General features: G+C 53.3%; 2 tRNA genes and 1 rRNA gene. All 3 read right to left on the bottom strand.

Annotated elements, in window-relative coordinates:
- A 23S ribosomal RNA gene (locus IRJ25_RS15170) occupies window positions 1–177 on the bottom strand; the annotation flags it as partial.
- 89 nt (window positions 178–266) lie between these two features.
- A tRNA-Ala gene (locus IRJ25_RS15175) sits at window positions 267–339 on the bottom strand.
- 22 nt (window positions 340–361) lie between these two features.
- A tRNA-Ile gene (locus IRJ25_RS15180) sits at window positions 362–438 on the bottom strand.
- Window positions 439–535 lie beyond the last annotated feature (97 nt).

Below are 535 nucleotides of genomic sequence, written 5' to 3' on the forward strand. Positions count from 1 at the left end.
ACGCCACGCTATGTATTCACGTGGGTGTCCCGCCAGTCTCCCGGCGGTGGGTTCCCCCATTCGGAGATCTCTGGATCGATGTGTACTTACCACTCCCCAGAGCATTTCGCTGTTCGTCGCGTCCTTCATCGGCTCCTAGTGCCAAGGCATCCACCGTACGCCCTTTCTACCTTGATCTAGCGTCTAAGACACACGGTCCATTGCGGACCATATGTGAAATTGGTTTTTGATGTCTTGATGAATCTTCAGTTTTCAAGGAACAAAAGTGGAGCCTAGCGGGATCGAACCGCTGACCTCCTGCGTGCAAGGCAGGCGCTCTCCCAGCTGAGCTAAGGCCCCGTATTAGAATTGTTCATAAAAATGGTGGGCCTAAGTGGACTCGAACCACCGACCTCACGCTTATCAGGCGTGCGCTCTAACCGGCTGAGCTATAGGCCCTCTTAGAGAGGTTTTGGTCTCTCAAAACTGAACGATGGGCAATGCCACATGGGCATTTTCCTTAGAAAGGAGGTGATCCAGCCGCACCTTCCGATAC

It is taken from the genome of Exiguobacterium sp. KJ 601, from assembly GCF_027161185.1.
Classification (GTDB): Bacteria; Bacillota; Bacilli; order Exiguobacteriales; family Exiguobacteriaceae; genus Exiguobacterium; species Exiguobacterium profundum.